Below are 4,571 nucleotides of genomic sequence, written 5' to 3'. Positions count from 1 at the left end.
AGGTGATACGGTTTGCCGACTACACCGGCGACAGCTACAAGCTGAGCAAAGCGGCGGCGGAGACCAATGCGAAGTACATGCTGTTCTGCGGTGTTCACTTCATGGCAGAGACGGCGGACATTCTCGCTCAGCCATGGCAGCAGGTGATTCTGCCCGACCTGAATGCGGGCTGTTCGATGGCCGATATGGCTGAGATTGGCCAGGTAGAAGATTGCTGGGACTCGCTGGAGCGTGCTGGATTGACCAGCGAAGCTTCGGGTGGACTGATTCCGCTGACTTATATGAATTCGGCTGCGTCGATCAAGGCTTTTTGCGGAGAACGCGGCGGGCTGGTGTGCACTTCCTCGAATGCTCGTGGAGCTTTTGAGTGGGCGTTTGCGCGGGCAGGGAAGATTCTGTTTTTGCCCGACCAGCACCTGGGCCGGAATACGGCGTTTGCCATGGGCATTCCGCGTGAGCAGATGGTGGTTTGGGACCCGTATCAGATCAATGGCGGCGTTAGCCCTGACAGGTTGAAGGCTGCGAAGGTGATCTTGTGGAAAGGACACTGCTCGGTGCATCAGCGCTTTCTGCCGGAGCATGTCGACCGCGTGCGCCGCGAGGAGCCGGGGATGCAGGTGATCGTGCATCCCGAATGTCGCTGGGAGGTCTGCCAGAAGGCCGATGCGGTTGGCTCGACCGAACGGATCATCAAGTGCATCGAGGATGCTCCCGAAGGCTCGAGCTTTGCCGTGGGTACGGAGATTCATCTGGTGAACCGGCTGGCGAAGCGGTTCGCTCCGCTGGGCAAGCGCGTGATTACGCTGGACGATGCCGGTTGTCTGTGCACGACGATGTATCGCATTTCGCCGCAGCACCTGGCATGGGCGCTCGAGAATCTGGTTGAAGGCCGGGTGGTGAACCGCATCAAGGTGGATGAGGATGTGAAGCAGTGGTCGCGGGTGGCGCTCGACCGTATGCTGGAGGTTTCGTGAGAGGGAAGGGCCGTGGGTAAGACGTTTACATTGGGTGAGGCGCAGACGATGTTGCGGGTGCTGGAGACCCTGCTGCGAAAGGCACAGGGAGCTGGGCTTCGCACCGGTACGTTGGAAGCGGAGATGCAGCAGTTGAGCTATCGCATCTTTCTGTCAGGAGGCATGCGCGTGGATGTGGCGGTCGCGGCGAAGCGACGGGCGGAGCGCGACAAGGCAGCACAGGAGGCGACTGACACGCTGGGCGAGATCGAAGCGATCGGCGTGCAGGTGCAGGACCTTGAGGAGGGCTTGCTCGATTTTCCCTGCGTGATGGACGGCAAGACGGTGATGCTCTGCTGGAAGCTCGGCGAGGATGCGATCACCCACTGGCATGAGCCGGAGGATGGCTTTGCCGGGCGGAAGCCGCTCGATGCCGGGTTTGGAAAGCCGGAGCGCGAACGGCTGAATTAGTGAGGCTGTAGAAAATCTACTACTAACTAATCTTATTGAATGATAACAATTATCGTTTGATATGAGCTATACTGACTGAGTGCAGGTTGCCGCAGCCAATACGTTTCGTGAACTTTGTGCTGAACATGGCATCGCCGTGACGCATCAGCGGCAGGTGCTGTACGAAGTGATGCAGGGGATGAGTGGACATCCCAGCCCGGAAGAGGTCTATGCCCGGGTAAAGAAGAAGATTCCGGCGATCTCTCTGGCTACGGTTTACAAGAACATTCATCTCTTTGTGGAGAGCGGCGTCTTTCGCAAGATGAGCATGCATCATGGCTCGGTCCGCGTGGAGATGAACAGCGAGGCGCACCACCACATGGTGTGTTCGAATTGCAAGGCAATCACCGATATCGGAGAGCAGGAATTGGGACTGGTATCGAAACGGACGCGGCTGCCGGGAGGTTTTCTGGTGGAGCGTTATGCGGTGGACGTCATTGGGCTGTGCGCGAAGTGTCAATAGGCATCGTCAAAGCGATCGTCTGCAAGGTGGAAGAGATGTAGAGAAGGAAGAATGAGTGAACAGACTACGTTCATCTGCTCAAAGGTAAGCGGAACCAGCCTGTTTACAGGGTGTTTCGGCTTGTAGGCAACGTTGTCTCCTGATGAGACTGCATACCTGGATTGACTGTCATCAATCGCTCTTTCGATGGGCGGAAGAGCGGAACTGTATCTAAAAGGAGTTACCGTACATGCTGCAAATTGGAGAGAAGTTTCCCAACTATAGTGTCACCGCGACTGTTTCAACCGATAAGGATGAGGCAAAGGCATTTACCACGATTACGAACGAGTCTTTTCCGGGCAAATGGAAGCTTTATTTTTTCTGGCCGAAGGATTTTACCTTTGTGTGTCCGACTGAGATTGCGGCGTTCGGTAAGTTGAATAGTGAGTTTGCAGACCGCGATTGCCAGATTCTCGGCGGCAGCACGGACAACGAATATGTTCATGCCGCGTGGCGCACTCACCATGCCGACCTGAAAGATCTGCCATTCCCTATGCTGTCCGACATCAGGCGCGATCTTTGCGGCCAGTTGGGCATTCTGGATGAGCAGGCGGGTGTGGCGCAACGGGCGACGTTTATTGTGGACCCGGAGAACGTGATCCGATTTATCTATGTGACCGATCTGTCGGTCGGGCGCAATCCGCAGGAGGTGCTGCGGGTGCTCGATGCCCTGCAGACTGACGAGCTGTGCCCCTGCAATTGGCAGAAGGGCGAAGCCACTCTGGCGTAGATTGCTTTTGGCGGAAGGGCGCGGCTGCTGAATGCCGCGCCTTTTCTGTAGCATGAATCCCTGACGGGGGAAGGATGGATGAGATGGCACTAGAAGATCTGATTGGTGGGTTGCCTGCATATGCGAAGGATTTGAAGCTGAACTATTCTTCGCTGGTAAAGCAGAATACGGAGCTGACTCCGCAACAGTTGTGGGGCACGGTTGTGGTAGCCGCAATTGCTACGCGAAGCTCGGAGTTGACGACGGAGGTCATCGCAGAGGCTGAGGCGGTGCTGAGTCCAGGGGCGCTGGACGCGGCGAAGGCCGCTGCGGCGATCATGGGCATGAACAATATTTATTACCGCTTTCACCACCTGACGAACAACGAAAAGTACGCGACGCTGCCGTCGCGGTTGCGGATGAATGTGCTGCGCGGGCATTCGGTGGAAGCGCTGGACTTCGAGCTGTGGTGCCTTGCAGTGAGCGCGGTAAACGCCTGCGGCAAGTGTGTCGACTCGCACGAGAAAGTGTTGCGGGAGAAGGGCGCCACGGAAGAACTGATCAACGCTGCTATCCGCGTTACTGCGGTGATTCATGCGATTGGTGTTGTGCTTGATTCGGAGAAGGCTTCGCCTACAGCTTCGATTTAATCGCGGTTACTTTGAGAGGTCAAGGAAGGCGCGGGCATCGGCTCGCGTCTTTTTATTTTGCGGCTGCACGATGCCAGGGCTTGCGGGCCAAGTTCCACTGAGGCTTCCATGTAGTGTTTGCCAGCCAACTGATAGGGGCGACCATGGAAGCAATGGCATTCGTCATGTGGGCGAAGTCGATGCTGCGGAGTTCGTCGCTGGGCTGGTGGTAGTCCTTGTGGAGGCCGAAGCTGGAGACGGTTTGGGCGATGATGCCTTGTTGTGCCAGGGCGTAGTTATCGGAGCGGCGAAAGAAATGCTGGCTCTTGTGCGGATCGTTGACCAGGCGAGCGCCGTGTTTTGCCAGCTCAGGTCCAAGATTGGTGCGGTTGAAGCCGGTGAGCCAAAGAGTTCCAGCGGGAACGGCGGGGTCGGGTCGCCCGATCATCTCGAATTCGAGATTGGCTACGATGCTGGCCAGCGGCACGGGCGGATGCGCGAGGAAAGCGCGGTTGCCGAAGCCTCCGAGCTCCTCCGATCCGAAGAGTGCAAAGACGATGGTGCGGCGTGGACGGCTTCCGGTGGCAAGAAGGTGAGCGAGGGTGAGAACGGCTGTGGTTCCCGAGGCGTCGTCGTCCGCCCCGTTGTAGATGCTGTCGCCGTTGACGGCGGGGCCGATGCCGAGGTGGTCGAGGTGCGCGGTGAGCAGGATGGTCTCGCCGGGCGCTGTGCTGCCGCGCAGAATCGCGATGGCGTTCCAGGTCTCTTTGCGGGGCGTGTCTTCAAACTTCGAGAGACGCTGCTTGATGTTGGCAGGAAGAGGATTGGGTAAGGGAACCTTCTGCAGAAAGGTGCCATTGTCACCGCCCGGCTCGAGTCCGAGAGACTGGAATTGCGAGGCGGCAAAGAGGGCGGCGATATGCTCGTCGCGTGTGGCGGAGCCGCGGCCATGCAGCGCGTCGTCCGCGAGGAAGGCCATGTCGGCGCGGACTTCCTGCTGAAAGTTGGAAGACGATGATGCTGTTTGCGCAGGTGACGAGTCAAACGACTGCACCCGCTGACCATTCAGGGCAGGACTCGCAACAAGCAGCCAGAGCATGGCAGATTTCAGGAGATATGCGTGCCTCGGCGAAGACATGGCGCAGATTATATCGAAGCGAAGACTACACTCATTTTGAGAAGCGAACTGGTGCTGCGAAGATGGCTGCAAGGGGATCGAGGATGAGAGCACGGGCTGCAGGAGTGCCATGGTTCGTTTTGGTAATCGC

At 57.7% G+C, this 4,571-nt stretch carries 6 protein-coding genes; 5 read left to right on the top strand and 1 reads right to left on the bottom strand.

The features are described from left to right. From nadA to VMU57_RS08965, 5 genes are all read left to right on the top strand, one after another. On the top strand, positions 1-974 hold a 974-nt coding region (gene nadA / locus VMU57_RS08985), incomplete at its 5' end, for a quinolinate synthase NadA (RefSeq protein ID WP_325382589.1). A gap of 12 nt (positions 975-986) precedes the next feature. Beyond that, a complete protein-coding gene (locus tag VMU57_RS08980; protein WP_325382587.1) occupies positions 987-1,424 on the top strand; it encodes a DUF2203 domain-containing protein in 438 nt (145 codons plus the stop codon). Between the two features lie 79 nt (positions 1,425-1,503). Beyond that, positions 1,504-1,926 carry a transcriptional repressor gene (locus VMU57_RS08975; protein WP_325382585.1) on the top strand — a complete coding sequence of 141 codons (423 nt, stop codon included), beginning with the start codon at positions 1,504-1,506 and terminating at the stop codon, positions 1,924-1,926. Positions 1,927-2,155: 229 nt separating this feature from the next. Continuing rightward, positions 2,156-2,695 (top strand): peroxiredoxin, encoded by a 540-nt coding sequence (locus tag VMU57_RS08970; RefSeq protein WP_325382583.1) that lies wholly within the window; start codon positions 2,156-2,158, stop codon positions 2,693-2,695. A gap of 83 nt (positions 2,696-2,778) precedes the next feature. After that, positions 2,779-3,324, top strand: a complete 546-nt coding sequence (locus VMU57_RS08965) for a carboxymuconolactone decarboxylase family protein (RefSeq protein ID WP_325382581.1) — start codon at positions 2,779-2,781, stop codon at positions 3,322-3,324. Positions 3,325-3,376: 52 nt separating this feature from the next. Here the strand turns inward: VMU57_RS08965 and VMU57_RS08960 are convergent, their stop codons facing one another. After that, the gene (locus tag VMU57_RS08960; protein ID WP_325382579.1) at positions 3,377-4,402 is read right to left on the bottom strand and encodes a M28 family peptidase; all 1,026 of its coding nucleotides are present in this window, start codon (positions 4,400-4,402) and stop codon (positions 3,377-3,379) included. Between the last annotated feature and the right edge of the window lie 169 nt (positions 4,403-4,571).

The organism is Edaphobacter sp., from assembly GCF_035532915.1.
In the GTDB taxonomy this organism is placed as follows: domain Bacteria; phylum Acidobacteriota; class Terriglobia; order Terriglobales; family Acidobacteriaceae; genus Edaphobacter.
The sequence above is the reverse complement of the archived record's forward strand: the minus strand, read 5'-3'. Positions and strand labels throughout refer to the sequence as shown.